Origin of the sequence: Streptomyces rhizosphaerihabitans (assembly GCF_025399795.1) — a bacterium.
GTDB lineage: Bacteria > Actinomycetota > Actinomycetes > Streptomycetales > Streptomycetaceae > Streptomyces > Streptomyces rhizosphaerihabitans.
Genome location: NZ_JAODTZ010000015.1, coordinates 64,669 through 79,284, shown reverse-complemented (window position 1 = coordinate 79,284; position 14,616 = coordinate 64,669). Strand labels below are relative to the sequence as shown.

The following is a 14,616-nucleotide window of genomic DNA, read 5'->3' as shown; positions in this document are numbered from 1 at the left end:
CACGGTCACGATGCTCGTCCTCGCCGGTGCGCTGCCCGATTTCCGGTTGCAGTCGGACAGCGGGGACAGTGCGACCCGGATCGCCGTCACCGCGGCGGCCGGGGCGGGCGTCTTCGGCCTTCTGTCCTCGCTGGTGTGGCCCCTGCTCGTGCGGGCCCTGCTGCTCGTCCCCGCCCTGGTGCTCGGTCTGCTCGTCTTCTTCCTGAACGGCTCGCTGCTGCTGATCGCCCTGCGGCTCAACCCCTCCGGGCACGGTGAGGCGGCCCCCGAGACCGCCGTGGTCGTGGCCGCCGTGATGTCCGCCGTCGCCTCGGCCACCGGCGCCGCCCTCGCCGTACGGGACGACGACGCGTACCGCCGCCGGCTCTACCGCCTCGCCGACCGCCGCCGTCGGCGCTCCACCGGGCAGCCCGGTCCCTCGACGCACGGTGCGGTCTTCCTCCAGCTCGACGGGGTCGGGCACGACGTACTGCTGGAGGCGATCGGCAAGGGGCTGATGCCGACCGCGGCCCGATGGCTGGGCGGTACCCGTCCCACCCACCGGCTCACCCCGTGGCGCACCGACTGGTCCAGCCAGACCGGCGCCAGCCAGCTGGGCATCCTGCACGGCACCAACCACGACGTCCCGGCCTTCCGGTGGTACGAGAAGGACACCCAGGAGGTCATGGTCTGCAACCGGCCGACCAGCGCCGCCGAACTGCAGCGCCGGGCCGTCGCGCACACCGGCGACGGGGGCCTGCTCGCCGTCGGCGGCGCGAGCCGCGGCAACCTCTTCAGCGGCGGCGCCGACGAGCTCGCCCTCGTGCTGTCCGTGGCCGCGCGCAGGGGACGGGACAACCGCTCGCGGGCGGGCTACTTCGCGTACTTCTCCGACCCGGCCAACGCCGTCCGTACGGCGATGTCGTTCGTCGCCGAGGTCTTCAGAGAGACGGGTCAGTCCACCTGGGCCCGGATCGAGCAGCGACGGCCCCGGGTCAAGCGCGGCGGGCTGTACCCCTTCGTCCGCGCCTTCGCGACCGTCGTCGAGCGGGACGTCGTGGTCGCCGCGGTGATCGGCGACATGCTCGCCGGGCGCAACGCGGTCTACGCGGACCTGGTGGCGTACGACGAAGTGGCACACCACTCCGGGCCGCGGAGCCGGGACGCCGAGAAGATCCTGGAGCGGCTCGACCGGTCGCTCGCGCTGATCGAGAAGGTCGCCGAGCACGCCCCGCGCCCGTACCGGATCGTCGTGCTCTCCGACCACGGCCAGAGCCCCGGGGAGACCTTCCTGACCCGCTACGGCCTCAGTCTCGGCAATCTGGTCCGGGCCGGCTGCGGGCTGCCCGTGCCCCGCAAGGCCCAGAGGACCCACAGCGGCGCCGAGGCGCGGACCGCCGTACGCGCCGCGCTGCGCAGGCCGGTCGAGGAGCGCGAGGAGCGGCGCGGAATGTCGGGGCGTCGCTCGGAGCCCCTCGTCCTGGCCTCCGGCAACCTCGGTCTCGTCTCCTTCCCCGACGTTCCGCACCGGATGAGCCGGGAGGAGATCGACCGCCGCCACCCCGCGCTGCTGTCCACGCTCGCCAACCACCCCGGCGTCGGCTTCCTCCTGGTCCGCAGTGAGGAGCACGGCGGCCTCGTGCTCGGGGCGCACGGCACCGAGGTGCCGATGGACCGCCTCGACGACGAACACCCGGGCCCACTGGCCGATTTCGGCCCCGGAGCCGCCGACGCCGTGCGGCGCACGCACTCCTTCCCGCACACCGCCGACATCATGGTCAACTCCTCGTACGACCCCGTCGAGGGCGAAGTCCTCGCCTTCGAGGAGCAGATCGGTTCGCACGGCGGGCTCGGCGGCGCCCAGGGGCGGCCCTTCCTGCTCTCCCCGGTCGCCCTGTCCGTGCCGGTCGCCCGGTCCACGCCGGTCGGCACGAACACCGAACTCGCCGGTGCGGACACCGAACTCGCAGGTAGGAACACTGAATTCATCGGCGCCGGCACCGAACTGGTCGGCGCGGAGCGGGTGCACGACGTGCTGCGTCGCTGGTTGCGTGAGTGCGACGGCCCCCAAGTACCGCTGCCGGCCCGCCCGGACGAGCGCGCCGCCTGAGCGGGGCCCTCCCCGGGACCGACCGGGCGACCCGGCAACTGGGCACCGGACCACCGGACCACCGGACGGCTGGACCACCGGGCGACGAAGACGTGCGCGCCGAAAATGGGAGGAAGGCCGGGCTCAACAAGTCGATCAGCGATGCCGGTCGGGGGGGAATCACGGACCGCACCTGCTCGGCAAGGCGCTGGGCGCCATCGTCTCGTACGCCGAGGCCCGTGACGTACCGGCCGCCCGTGTCGTGTTCTGCGACGCCGCACCGCACGACGCGGGCTGTCTGCCGGTGATCGCCGGACGGGTGCGGGTGCGCGGGCGCGGTGGCACCGTGCTGCAGCCGGGCATCGATCTGCTGCACCGCGCCGACGACTTCCCGCCGGGCGCGCCCGTCCTGGTGATCACGGACGGATACTGCGACGTTCTGCGGGTGCGGCGCGAGCACGCCTGTCCGATCCCGCAGAGCGCACGGCTCCCGTTCGCCGCGCGCGGACCGGTCTTCCGGGTGACCCGAGCCCTCCTCGACGGTGCGTCAGCAGGTGGCTCCGCGGCCCTCGTCGGGGGAAAACCCGGACACGCCCCGGCAGGTCGCCGCCCGATCCGCGAGGTGCACCGGCCCCAGGTGTGATCGGATGGGGGCACGGACCCCGGCAACGGGACCACACCCGAAAGGAATCATCGTGGCAACCACGCGCACCGCACACACCGTGTGGGAAGGCAACCTGCTCGAGGGCAACGGCGTCGTCACCTTCGACTCCTCCGGCATCGGCCAGCAGCCGGTGACGTGGGCGTCGCGGGCCCAGGACGCGAACGGCAAGACCAGCCCCGAGGAACTGATCGCGGCGGCCCACTCCAGCTGCTTCTCCATGGCGCTGTCGCACGCCCTCGCGGGTGCCGGCACCCCGCCCACCAAGCTCCTCACCAATGCCGACGTCACCTTCCAGCCCGGCGAGGGCATCACCGGCATCCACCTCACGGTGGAGGGAACGGTGCCGGGCCTCGACAACGACGGCTTCGTCGCGGCGGCCGAGGACGCCAAGAAGAACTGCCCGGTCAGCCAGGCCCTGACCGGTACGACGATCACCCTGTCGGCCAAGCTCGCCTGACGCTCGTACACCGATGCCGCGTCCTCCCCGAGGGGGCGCGGCATCGGTGTGTCCGCCCCTGCCCGGCCGTCCGCGCCATTGACAAGCGGTAACGCGCGTCTTGTGCTTGAGGGCGGGCAGAGCCCTGGCGGAAGGGGACGGACATGGGACGTGCGGTCGGAATCGATCTCGGTACGACGAACTCGGTGGTGGCCGTACTGGAAGGGGGTGAGGCGACGGTCGTCGCCAATGCCGAGGGGGCGCGCACCACGCCCTCGGTGGTGGCCTTCGCCAAGAACGGCGAGGTGCTGGTCGGCGAGGTCGCCAAACGGCAGGCCGTGACGAACGTGGAGCGCACCGCGCGGTCCGTGAAACGGTACATGGGCGATGTGACCTGGCGGTTTCCCGAGACGGGCACCGTCGACGGCACCCGCTACCGCGCGCAGGAGCTCTCCGCGCGAGTGCTGCAGAAACTGAAACGGGACGCCGAGGCCTATCTCGGCGAGGACGTCACGGACGCCGTGATCACCGTGCCCGCCTACTTCGACGACGCACAGCGCCAGGCCACCAAGGAAGCGGGCGAGGTCGCGGGCCTGAAGGTCTTACGGATCATCAACGAACCGACGGCCGCCGCCCTGGCGTACGGGCTCGACCGCGGCGAGGAGCAGACCGTCCTCGTCTTCGACCTCGGCGGCGGCACCTTCGACGTCTCGCTCCTGGAGATCGGCGACGGAGTCATCGAGGTCAAGGCGACCAACGGTGACACCCGGCTCGGCGGCGACGACTGGGACCAGCGGATCGTCGAGCACCTCGCGCAGCGCTTCAAGGCCGCGCACGGCATCGATCTCGGCCACGACAAGATGGCACTGCAGCGGCTCCGCGAGGGTGCCGAGAAGGCCAAGATCGAGCTGTCCTCGGCCACCGAGACCAACGTCAACCTGCCCTACATCACCGCCACCGCCGAAGGCCCGCTGCACCTCGACGAGAAGTTGACGCGCGCTCAGTTCCAGGAACTGACGGCCGATTTGCTCGATCGCTGCAAGACCCCCTTCCATCTGGCGGTCAAGGACGCCGGTGTGAAGCTGTCCGCCGTCGACCACGTCATCCTGGTCGGCGGGTCCACCCGGATGCCCGCCGTCACCGACCTGGTGAAGGAACTCACCGGCAAGGACCCGCACAAGGGCGTCAACCCGGACGAGGTCGTGGCCGTCGGCGCCGGCCTCCAGGCCGGTGTGATCCGGGGCGACGTGAAGGACGTGCTGCTCCTCGACGTCACCCCGCTGTCCCTCGGCATCGAGACCAAGGGCGGCATCATGACCACGCTCATCGAGCGCAACACCACGATTCCGACGCGGCGTTCGGAGATCTTCACGACGGCCGCCGACAACCAGCCCTCGGTCGGCATCCAGGTCTACCAGGGCGAGCGCGAGATCGCCGCGTACAACAAGAAGCTCGGTGTCTTCGACCTCACAGGTCTGCCGCCCGCGCCGCGCGGGGTCCCGCAGATCGAGGTCGCCTTCGACATCGACGCCAACGGGATCATGCACGTCTCGGCGAAGGACCTGGCCACCGGGCGCGAGCAGAAGATGACCGTGACCGGCGGCTCGGCGCTGCCCAAGCCCGACATCGACCGCATGGTGCGTGAGGCCGAGCAGTACGCCGAGGAGGACCGGCGTCGCCGGGAGGTCGCCGAGACCCGCAACCACGGCGAGCAACTCGTCTACCAGACCGAGAAGTTCGTCCGGGAGAACGACGAGCGCATCCCCACCGACACGCAGGCCGAGGTCGCCTCGGCGGCCGCCGAACTGAAACAGCTCCTGGAGGACTCCTCCGCCGACACCCCCGCCCTGCGCGGCGCCATCGACAAACTGGCCACCGTCAGCCAGCAGATGGGCCAGGCCATGTACTCCCGGGCCCAGCAGCAGTCGTCCCCGGAGGACCAGCCGCCCACCGAGCACGCCCCGGGCGAGGACGAGGGCGTGGTGGACGCGGAGATCGTGGACGAGGACCGGGACGGGAGCACGAAGGACGGCGCCGCTTAGGCGTATTGATCACGAGCGGTGCCGAAGCTGCCCGGCTGTCGGCCTGTCCGGCTGTCGCGCCGGGTGGACGACGGGCTCCGCCGCCCCGGTCGGGTGGGCCGGGCCGGTGACCCCGGTGACCCCGGGGCCCACGTGGACCGCTCAGTGCTTGAGCCCGACCCCGGCGTACAAGGGCGCGACGCCTTCCTTGGCGGCGATCACGTCCTCCCTCTCCGGGTGCCAGTCGAAGACCGGGACGACTCCGGGGTCGAGGAGTTCCAGACCGTCGAAGAACCGGGAGAACTCGTCCCGGGCGCGCGGGAAGAAGGGGGTGCCGCTGCGCCGGAACAGCTCGGAGGCCTTCGCGACGCCCTCAGGGCTGATATCGGCGGTGACCTGCGACAGGGTGAGCCGACTGCCGGGGGCGAGAGCGTCCACGTACTGCTCGAGCAGGCCGTGGACGTCGTCACCGTCGGTGTCGGCGTCCAGGTAGTGGGTGAGCGCGACCAGCGACAGCGCGACGGGCTGCTTGAGGTCCAGGCACTCGCCCGCCAGCCGCAGGATGGTTTCCGGGTCGCGGACATCGGCGTGTACGTAGTCGGTGCTGCCCTCGGGGGAGCCGTGCAACAGCGCCTCCGCGTGGCGCAGCACGATCGGATCGTTGTCCGCGTACACGATCCTGGCGTCCGGAGCGACCTGCTGGGCCACCTGGTGAAGGTTGGGCTGGGTGGGGATGCCCGTACCGATGTCCAGGAACTGACGGATACCCGCCTGCGCGGCGGCCCGTGTCGCGCGGTGCATGAAGCGGCGATTGGCCCGTGCCCCGCGCACGGCGGTCGAGTCCGTGGCGAGGATCTTGCGGGCCAGCTCCTCGTCCACCGGATAGTTGTCCTTGCCGCCCAGCCACCAGTCGTAGACACGGGCCGGATGGGGCCGGCTGGTGTCGATCCTGGTGGGCGCCGCGTCGGGTCCGGTCATGCGTCTGCTCCTCGGTCGTCTTCGGGGTGTCCGGTGCTGCGATCGTCTTCGCGCGGATGTCCGGCCCGGCCGGCCTGCTCAGTAGTTCCGGCGGAACTCCCGGAGGATCTCCGTGGTGCGCTGGGCGGAGGCGGCGTGGGCCGACATGTGGTCCAGCACCTCCAGGTGCAGAGCCACCTCCTCGCGCGCGTCGAGGTAGAGCGCGCCGGTCACGTACTCGCTGTAGACGATGTCCGGCAGCTCCGGCTCGGCGAACCGGAACAGCGCGAAGGATGTGTACGTCCCCGGGTGCGGGCCGGCCGCGAACTCCGCGACCTGGAAGGTGATGTGATCGAGCTCGATCCATTCGAGGAGCCGGTCCATCTGGTCGCGCATCACCTCACCCCGGCTGCTCACCGGACGCAGCAACGCCGTCTCGTCCATGATCACCCAGAGGTGGGGAGGGTTCTCGCGAGTGAGCAGCGCCTGCCGCTTCATGCGCAGTGCCACATGCCGGTCGATGGCATCGGCGCCCGTCTGTCCGACCGTCCCGGCCTCCAGCACGGCCCGCGCGTACTCCTCGGTCTGCAACAGCCCCGGCACGAAGTGCGGTTCGTACGAGCGGATCAGCCGGGCCGCGCCCTCCAGGCTGACGTGCATGCTGAACCAGTCCGGCAGAACGTCGTGGTACCGCTGCCACCAGCCCGGCTCGTTCGCCTCCTCGGCGAGCGCCACGAAGGCGTCCGCCTCGTCGTCGGCCACCCGGTACGTCGTCAACAGCACCTGTACGTAAGGGATCTTGAGGGCGACCTCGGCCATTTCCATCCGCCGCACGGTCGCCGGGGCGACCCGCAGCACACGTGCCGCCTCTTCCCGTTTCAGGCCCGCGGCCTCGCGCAGCTCCTGCAGCCGTCGCCCCAGAACCACTTGCCCCACCGTGGGTGCTGGTCGCCGCTCACTCACGCCACGCCTCCCCACGCGCCGAAGTATGCGTGCAGTGTGCCATGTTCGTGGAGAAGCATCAGAGGTTGGCCTCAACACATCGAGATCCAGGGCGATTTGAGGTGCGGCGCTCCTGATGCGCATCGCGCCCCGCGATCCGAGCACCGGGCCGCAGCCGGTGACCGACCATCACGAACGCGGCCAATGAAGGTACTTGGCCGTCGCCGGGTCCGCCGGAAGGAACGTCTCGATGGCCAGCTCGGCGACCGTCACGTCCATCGGGGTGTTGAACGTGGAGATGGACGAGATGAACGACAGCACCCGGCCCTCGTGCTCGATCCGCAGGGGGAGCGCGAAACGGGGTGCCGGGCCGAGGGCCTCGTCGTCCTCGGCCGCGTCCAGGTCCGGGACCGGATACGCCGCCACCTCCTCGTAGAGCGCGCGCAGCGGCCCCGAACGGCGCAGCGCGATCTGCCGGTCCATCTGGGCGAGCAGATGGTCACGCCACGCGCGCAGATTGCGGATGCGCGGCGCCAGGCCGTCCGGGTGGAGGGCCAGCCGTATCGCGTTCAGCGGCGGCACGAGGAGCCGGTCCGGGACGCCCTCCAGCAGCATGGCGATGCCACGGTTCGCGGCCAGGACGTCGTACGTCGCGTCGACCACCAGCGCCGGATAGGGCTCGTAGGCCTCGATCAGCCGTTCCACGCCCTCGCGCAGCGCGTCCATCGAGGGGTCGTCGAGCGGGGTCTCCGGATAGTGCGGGGCGTAACCGGCCGCGAGCAGCAGCGCGTTGCGCTCCCGCACCGGCACGTCGAGGTGTTCGGCGAGCCGCAGCACCATCTCCTCACTGGGACGGGAGCGGCCCGTCTCGACGAAACTGATGTGACGGGCCGAGGAGCCCGCCCGCAGTGCCAGCTCCAGCTGACTCACCCGCCGCTCCTCCCGCCAGCCGCGCAGCAGCGGTCCGACACCCCCGTCGGCGGGGGCACTTGAGGCGGCAGCGGGACGGGACGGGACAATGCTCATACGAGGACCGTAGTCGAGGAGTGGTACGTGAACGACCTGTGGAACCTGTCCTGGGAAGCGGAGGCCCTCTACCGGGCACGCGTCCGCGGCTGCCTGCTGGGCGGCGCGCTCGGCGACGCACTCGGCTACCCCGTCGAGTTCGACTCCCTGGACCGGATCCGCGCCGCGCACGGACCGCGCGGGGTGAGCGGGCCGGTCCCCGACACCGACGGGGTGGTGGGCCGGATCAGCGACGACACCCAGATGACCCTGTTCACGGTGGAGGGCCTCCAGCAGGCGCACGCACGCGAACGGCTCAAGGGCATCGGGGGCGGCTGGTCACGGCTGGTGCGGTGGGCGTACGGGCGGTGGCTGGACACGCAGACCGAGCCCGGACCCGGCCCGGACGTCCATGGCGGACTCGCCGCGCAGACCTGGCTGTACGCCCGCCGGGCGCCCGGCAACGCGTGCCTCTCCGGACTCCAGCAGGACCATTTTCCCGACCCGATGAGCGAGCTGGGGCTGCCCGGACCGGTGAATCCGGACTCCAAAGGATGCGGCGCGGTCATGCGCTCGGCGCCCTTCGGACTCACCCGCGCCCCGGCCGAGACCGTGTTCGGCATGGCCGCCCGCTGCGCCCAGACGACCCATGGCCACCCCACGGGGTACTACGCCTCCGGAGCCCTCGCCGCGATCGTCGCCCACCTCGTCTCCGGGGACTCCCTGGAGGGCGCCGTCCTGCGCGCGCTGCGGCTGCTCGCCAGCCATCCCGGGCACGAGGAGACCGCGGCCGCCCTGAACCGCGCCCTCGACCTCGCCTCCGAAGACGCTCCGACCGCCGAGAAGGTCGAATCCCTCGGCGCCGGCTGGATCGCCGAGGAGGCCCTGGCCATCGCCGTCTACTGCGCTCTCGCCGCGCCCCGGGTCACCGACGCCCTGCTCCTGTCCGTGAACCACTCCGGCGACAGTGATTCCACGGGCGCGATCTGCGGCAACCTCCTCGGCGCCCGGCACGGCGACCACGGGCTCCCCCAGGAATGGCTGGAACGGATCGAGGGCCGCTCGACGATCACGCTCCTGGCGGACGACTTCGCGACGGAGTGCGTACGGCGGTGAGCGCGGGGACCGCTGCGGGCCGCCGATTCCCGGTCTCCCGCACGACACCGGGCCGCGGACCGTACGATCCCTGCCCGGGTCGGCCGCGCCGCCGGTGAGACGCACCCGCGTGCCCTGCCGACCCGGGACGCCTGTGGCACGCTGAGAGACGGGCGCACCCCGAACACCTGACTCCGCACACCCGGCCCCGTACACCTCGCTCCGAACACACCCACCCGCGCGTCTCATCACTGCGAACACATCGCCCCGCGCGTCTCACCCGCCGTACGAAGGGATCCATTCCATGGCCGTCGAACCGCTGGCGCAGAAGGAGATCGAGGAACGGCTGGCGGAGCTGCCCGGCTGGTCACTGGAGGGTGACCGGCTCGCCCGTACCTACCGGCTCGGCTCGCACTTCGCGGCGACCGCGATGGTCGTGCACATCGCCCAGGTGCAGGAGGAGCTCGACCACCACTCCGACCTCACCCTCGGCTACAACACGATCGCCCTCACCGTGAACACGCACAGCGTCGGCGGCGCCGTCACCGCGCTCGACTTCGACCTCGCCCGCAGGGTGGAGGACCTCGCGCCGGGCCACGGGGCGAACTGACCCCTGTGCTGGACTACGACAAGGAAGCCGACGGGTACGACGCGACGCGCGGCGGCGAGCCACGGGCCGCCGCGGCCGCCGACGCCGTGCTCGCGCTGGTCCCCGACGACGCCCGCAGCCTGCTCGACCTGGCCTGCGGCACCGGCATCGTGACCCGCCGGCTCGCCGCCGGGCGGCCGGGTCTCAGGGTGACGGGCATGGACGCGGCGTACGGCATGACGCGCAGGGCCGCTGTGCGCCTGCCGGGGGCCGTCGTCCTGGCCGACTGCCGCCAACTCCCTTTTCCCGGTGGCTCGTTCGACGCCGTCTCGGTCATCTGGCTGCTGCACCTGCTGGACGACGCCGGCCCTGTCGTCGCCGAGGCGGCGCGCGTTCTGCGCCCCGGCGGTGTGCTCGTCACCACCGTCGACAAGGCCGTCGCCCATCATGTCGGCAGCGACATGGACGCGTTGGCCGCCCCCTATCGCACCGAACGGGCCGCGGACGGGGCCGAACGCGTCACGGCGTATGCTGCCGGGCACGGCCTGGCCCCGAGCGGCACGGCCCGTTTCCGGGGCCACGGTCAGGGCCGGACCCCCCGCCGCGTCGCCCACTCCATCCGGACCGGTGAGCTCTACGCGTCCGGTGGCCTCCAACTCGCGGACCGCATCGAGACGCTGCCGGACCCGGATGTCCCGCGCCAGGAACCCGAGTTCACCTTGAGGGCGTACCGCAAGGCCTGACCCCCGGCCCGGCGCCATACCGGACGGCCGTCAGTCGGCCGTCCTCCGCGTGAACTCCATGGTCCAGTTGGTCAGCCAGGTGTTCTCCCCGTCCAGCGAGAACGCCTGCTCCCACCGGGCCGTCGTCTCCGAGATCCCCGACCACACGAACCGCACCCGCACGTCCTTCCCGTCATGGGTGTCGTCGCCGTGGAACTCGCCCCGCCCGTCCGGCCCGAACCGCCCGAGCACCGGCGGGAACAGCCTCCCGCTGCGGCTGGAGGACCAGTTCAGCGACCACTGCTCGCTCTCCACGTCGAAGAGCCGCAGTGTCAGCCCGGTCCACCCCTGGCTCGGTACGTCGATCTCGTCGATGTTCGCCGCCCCGCCGAACAGGTTCCAGCAGCGGCTGACGGCCGGGAACTCCTCCCAGTCGCTCTCCGGATCGAGGAAGTCGGCGCGGCGGCGGTTGACGACGTCCCAGTCTCCGCGGAGGAAGTCGAAGTCGCGGGCGTCGGCGTTGTCGCGGGCGTTGCTCATGTGCGGTCCCCCGTGGTTCCTTCGGGCAGCGAGTCGGTCAAGTAGGCCTCCAGGTCCGGTACTTCGGAGGCGAGCAGATACCGCACCCAGGCGTCCCGCTCGTGCAGGATCGGTGGCAGCTCCCAGACGCAGCCGATCCACGGGAGGTCCACGGTGACGAAGTGCGCCGGATCCCGGTCGGGGCAGCCCAGTACCGGCTGACCCGCGGCGGCGCCCCGGAAGTGCAGGACGTTGTCCCACACCCAGCTGTACGCGTTGAGGTAGGCGCCGTCGTCACCGCCCCGGTGCAGGACGACGAAGGTGGCGGGCGGGGTGCCGTCCGGCTCGGGGAGCAGCCGCGGCAGCATCGCGTACGCCGCCCGCTCGACCTCGGGCTCGATACCGGCCGGGTCCGCGGTGACGTGGTACCGCTTGATCCGCCGCCCCGCCACCTCGATGGGCGGCGGCACGGTCAGGAACTTCTCCCTGAAGGACGCGGAGGCCCCGGGCGGAGTGGAGGCGGGCGCTGCCGCGAAGGTCGCGGAGCCGGTCGAGGCCGCGGAGGTGCCGGCGTCCGTGGAAGCGGCGCCGGGGTCCGCGGACATACCGGTCTTCGTGGAGGTGGTGGAGGTCGCTGAAGCCATGACAGGACGCTAGGCCCACTTCACTGACACCATGTGTCAGTGAAGTCCAGCCGTCTCATCTCGATCCTGCTGCTGCTCCAGACCCGCGGCAGACTGACCGCCGCCCAGCTCGCCGGGGAACTGGAGGTGTCGGTGCGGACGGTGTACCGGGATGTCGAGGCGCTCGGCGCGGCGGGCGTCCCGCTGTACGGCGACGCGGGTCACGCGGGCGGCTACCGGCTGCTCGACGGCTACCGCACCCGTCTCACCGGCCTCACCACCGAGGAGGCCGAGGCCCTCTTCCTCGCCGGGGTACCCGGACCCGCCGCCGAACTCGGGCTCGGCTCGGTGCTCGCCGCGGCTCAGCTCAAGGTGCGCGCCGCCCTCCCGGCCGAACTGCGCGAGCACGCCGACCGGGTCAGCGGCCGCTTCCACCTGGACGCGCCGGGCTGGTACGCGGACGCCGACGAGACCCCGTACCTCGCCGCCGTCGCCGACGCCGTCTGGAACGGCCGCGTCCTGCACATCCGCTACCGCCGCTGGCGCGAACCCACCGACGTGGAGCGCCGGCTGGAGCCGTACGGGCTCGTCCTGAAGGCGGGACGCTGGTACGTCGTCGCCGGCCCCGGCCCGCGCACGTTCCGGGTGGACCAGATCCTCGAACTCACCGCCTCCGGAGAGGAGTTCACCCGGCCCGATCGGTTCGATCTGGCGGCGTACTGGACCGCGTACCAGCGGGACTTCCACGAGCGGCTGCACCGGGCGGAGGCGGTCGTGCGGATCGCGCCCGGTACGCGTCTGAGCGGGCCCGCGGCGCAGGCGGTGACGGCCAACGGCCTCAGGGAAGAAGACGGTTGGACGCGCGCTACTGTCCCCATCGAATCCGAGGACCAGGCCCACGACGACTTCCTGCGGCTAGGGGTGGCGATCGAGGTCCTGGACCCGCCCGAACTGCGCGCCCGCATCGCTGCCACCGTCACCGAACTAGCCCGCAGATACGCGTAGAGAGCGCTTGCTGCGGAGCGGCAACTCCCGTGCGGGCAGCGGCGACTGAGAGGGCAGAAGCAGTCTGTCCTCCCAGGAGGTATCCACCGTGCAGCACCCGCAGAGGCAGCACCGCAGACGCGCGATCGGCTCCGCCCTGGCGGCCGCCGCCCTCATCGCCGCCGGACTCACCGCCCTCGGCGCCGGTCCGGCCCAGGCCGCCACGGCGAGGCAGGTCGAAGCCCTCGACCGGGGCGTCGTCAGCGTCCACACCGACAGCGGCAACCTGGTCAGCTGGCGCTGGCTGGGCACCGACCCGAACGACGTGTCGTTCAACGTCTACCGCGCCGGAACGCTGGTCAACTCCACCCCGGTCAGCGGCTCCACGAACTACTTCCACTCGGGCGCGCCCGCGCAGGCCGACTACACGGTCCGCGCGATCGTGAACGGCGTGGAACAGGGCGACTCGGTGCACGCCGTCCAGTTCCGTACGGGCTACAAGGACGTGCCCATCACCCCGCCCGCCGGTGGCACCACCCCCGACGGTGTCGCGTACACCTACGAGGCCAACGACGCGTCCGTCGGCGACCTCGACGGTGACGGGCAGCTCGACTTCGTCCTCAAGTGGCAGCCGACCAACGCCAAGGACAACTCCCAGTCCGGCTACACCGGTGACACGATCGTCGACGGCGTCAAGCTCGACGGCACCCGTCTGTGGCGCGTCGACCTGGGCAGGAACATCCGCTCGGGCGCCCACTACACACAGTTCCAGGTGTACGACTACGACGGCGACGGCAAGGCCGAGGTCGCCATGAAGACGGCGGACGGCACAACGGACGGCCGGGGCACGGTGATCGGCAGTTCCTCCGCCGACTACCGGAACTCCAGCGGATACGTCCTGTCCGGGCCCGAGTACCTGACCATGTTCAACGGCCAGACGGGCGCGGCCATGGGAACCGTCGACTACGTCCCGGCGCGCGGCACGGTCTCCTCCTGGGGTGACTCGTACGGCAACCGCGTCGACCGATTCCTCGCGGGAACGGCCTACTTGGACGGCTCCCGGCCCTCCCTAGTCATGGCGCGCGGCTACTACACCCGTACCGTCATCGCGGCCTGGGACTGGCGGGGCGGCGTCTTCACCCGGCGCTGGACCTTCGACACCGACTCCTCGACCAACAGCGGCAAGGGGTACGACGGCCAGGGCAACCACCAGCTGTCCGTGGCCGACGTCGACGGCGACGGCAAGGACGAGATCGTGTACGGCTCGATGGCCGTGGACGACAACGGCTCCGGGCTGTGGACCACCAAGAACGGCCACGGCGACGCGATGCACGTCGGCGATCTCGACCCGTCCCGCGCGGGCCTGGAGGAGTTCAAGGTCGACGAGGACTCCACCAAGCCGGCCTCGTGGATGGCGGACGCGAAGACCGGCACGATCCTGTGGTCGACGGCCGCCAACGGCGACAACGGCCGGGGTGTGGCCGGGGACGTCTGGGCGGGCAGCGCGGGGGCCGAGTCCTGGTCCTCGCACGCGGACGGCGTCCGCAATCCGCAGGGCACGGTGGTGGCCACCCGCAAGCCGGGCAGCGTCAACTTCCTGTCCTGGTGGGACGGGGACACCGTCCGCGAACTCCTCGACGACACCCACATCGACAAGTACGGCACGTCCGCCGACACCCGCCTGCTGACCGGCTCGGGCGTCCATTCCAACAACAGCACCAAGGCGACGCCGTCCCTGTCCGGCGACATCCTCGGCGACTGGCGCGAGGAGGTCGTCTGGCCGACGACGGACAACACGGCCCTCAGGATCTACTCCACCCCGTACGAGACGACCACGAGGATCACCACCCTCCTCCACGACACCCAGTACCGCACGGCCCTGGCCTGGCAGAACACGGCCTACAACCAGCCCCCGCACCCGAGCTTCTTCCTCGGCAACGGCATGGCGACGGCGCCGCGGCCGACGGTGTACACGCCGTGAACCGGGAGAG

Annotated in this window: 13 protein-coding genes and 1 pseudogene; 9 read left to right on the top strand and 5 right to left on the bottom strand. The window is 71.4% G+C overall.

Going from position 1 to position 14,616, the window contains the following annotated elements:
- Positions 1–10: 10 nt before the first annotated feature.
- The 4 genes and pseudogenes from N4G66_RS17305 (at position 11) to dnaK (ending at position 5,210) form a co-directional block, all read left to right on the top strand.
- Positions 11–2,089, top strand: a complete 2,079-nt coding sequence (locus N4G66_RS17305; RefSeq protein WP_261705095.1) for an alkaline phosphatase family protein — start codon at positions 11–13, stop codon at positions 2,087–2,089.
- Positions 2,090–2,258: 169 nt separating this feature from the next.
- Positions 2,259–2,594 (top strand): annotated as a pseudogene (locus N4G66_RS17300) (DUF2201 family putative metallopeptidase); the annotation flags it as partial.
- A gap of 169 nt (positions 2,595–2,763) precedes the next feature.
- Positions 2,764–3,189 carry an OsmC family protein gene (locus N4G66_RS17295; RefSeq protein ID WP_261705012.1) on the top strand — a complete coding sequence of 142 codons (426 nt, stop codon included), beginning with the start codon at positions 2,764–2,766 and terminating at the stop codon, positions 3,187–3,189.
- Positions 3,190–3,332: 143 nt separating this feature from the next.
- On the top strand, positions 3,333–5,210 hold the full coding sequence (gene dnaK, locus N4G66_RS17290; RefSeq protein WP_261705011.1) for a molecular chaperone DnaK: 1,878 nt from the start codon (positions 3,333–3,335) through the stop codon (positions 5,208–5,210).
- Positions 5,211–5,351: 141 nt separating this feature from the next.
- Here the strand turns inward: dnaK and N4G66_RS17285 are convergent, their stop codons facing one another.
- The 3 genes from N4G66_RS17285 to N4G66_RS17275 form a co-directional block, all read right to left on the bottom strand.
- Positions 5,352–6,167, bottom strand: a complete 816-nt coding sequence (locus N4G66_RS17285; protein WP_261705010.1) for an SAM-dependent methyltransferase — start codon at positions 6,165–6,167, stop codon at positions 5,352–5,354.
- 78 nt (positions 6,168–6,245) lie between these two features.
- On the bottom strand, positions 6,246–7,109 hold the full coding sequence (locus N4G66_RS17280; RefSeq protein ID WP_261705009.1) for a helix-turn-helix domain-containing protein: 864 nt from the start codon (positions 7,107–7,109) through the stop codon (positions 6,246–6,248).
- 168 nt (positions 7,110–7,277) lie between these two features.
- Complete coding sequence (locus tag N4G66_RS17275) at positions 7,278–8,114, bottom strand: helix-turn-helix domain-containing protein (protein WP_261705008.1); 837 nt, start codon at positions 8,112–8,114, stop codon at positions 7,278–7,280.
- A gap of 27 nt (positions 8,115–8,141) precedes the next feature.
- Here N4G66_RS17275 and N4G66_RS17270 point away from each other — a divergent pair, with 27 nt between their 5' ends.
- The 3 genes from N4G66_RS17270 to N4G66_RS17260 all read left to right on the top strand — a co-directional run bounded on the left by N4G66_RS17270 (position 8,142) and on the right by N4G66_RS17260 (position 10,520).
- Positions 8,142–9,209 (top strand): ADP-ribosylglycohydrolase family protein, encoded by a 1,068-nt coding sequence (locus N4G66_RS17270; protein WP_261705007.1) that lies wholly within the window; start codon positions 8,142–8,144, stop codon positions 9,207–9,209.
- Between the two features lie 283 nt (positions 9,210–9,492).
- Entirely contained in the window at positions 9,493–9,798 is a 306-nt protein-coding gene (locus tag N4G66_RS17265; RefSeq protein WP_261705006.1) for a 4a-hydroxytetrahydrobiopterin dehydratase, read from the top strand.
- Positions 9,799–9,803: 5 nt separating this feature from the next.
- Entirely contained in the window at positions 9,804–10,520 is a 717-nt protein-coding gene (locus N4G66_RS17260; protein ID WP_261705005.1) for a class I SAM-dependent methyltransferase, read from the top strand.
- Positions 10,521–10,550: 30 nt separating this feature from the next.
- Here the strand turns inward: N4G66_RS17260 and N4G66_RS17255 are convergent, their stop codons facing one another.
- Complete coding sequence (locus N4G66_RS17255) at positions 10,551–11,039, bottom strand: hypothetical protein (RefSeq protein WP_261705004.1); 489 nt, start codon at positions 11,037–11,039, stop codon at positions 10,551–10,553.
- Positions 11,036–11,488 (bottom strand): hypothetical protein, encoded by a 453-nt coding sequence (locus tag N4G66_RS17250; RefSeq protein ID WP_315903649.1) that lies wholly within the window; start codon positions 11,486–11,488, stop codon positions 11,036–11,038. The genes N4G66_RS17255 and N4G66_RS17250 overlap by 4 nt, the downstream gene beginning before the upstream one ends.
- 213 nt (positions 11,489–11,701) lie before the next feature.
- On the opposite strand from N4G66_RS17250, the gene N4G66_RS17245 reads away from it, so the two are divergent.
- A complete protein-coding gene (locus N4G66_RS17245) occupies positions 11,702–12,646 on the top strand; it encodes a helix-turn-helix transcriptional regulator (RefSeq protein WP_261705002.1) in 945 nt (314 codons plus the stop codon).
- Between the two features lie 88 nt (positions 12,647–12,734).
- Positions 12,735–14,606, top strand: coding sequence for a rhamnogalacturonan lyase (locus N4G66_RS17240; protein WP_315903648.1), 1,872 nt, complete (start codon positions 12,735–12,737; stop codon positions 14,604–14,606).
- Positions 14,607–14,616: the final 10 nt, after the last annotated feature.

Bases quoted from the DNA above. Each gene is read 5' to 3' on its own strand.
- N4G66_RS17305 (WP_261705095.1), top strand. From the start codon at position 11: ATGCTCGTCCTCGCCGGTGCGCTGCCCGATTTCCGGTTGCAGTCGGAC.
- dnaK (WP_261705011.1), top strand. From the start codon at position 3,333: ATGGGACGTGCGGTCGGAATCGATCTCGGTACGACGAACTCGGTGGTG.
- N4G66_RS17285 (WP_261705010.1), bottom strand. From the start codon at position 6,167: ATGACCGGACCCGACGCGGCGCCCACCAGGATCGACACCAGCCGGCCC.
- N4G66_RS17275 (WP_261705008.1), bottom strand. From the start codon at position 8,114: ATGAGCATTGTCCCGTCCCGTCCCGCTGCCGCCTCAAGTGCCCCCGCC.
- N4G66_RS17265 (WP_261705006.1), top strand. From the start codon at position 9,493: ATGGCCGTCGAACCGCTGGCGCAGAAGGAGATCGAGGAACGGCTGGCG.
- N4G66_RS17255 (WP_261705004.1), bottom strand. From the start codon at position 11,039: ATGAGCAACGCCCGCGACAACGCCGACGCCCGCGACTTCGACTTCCTC.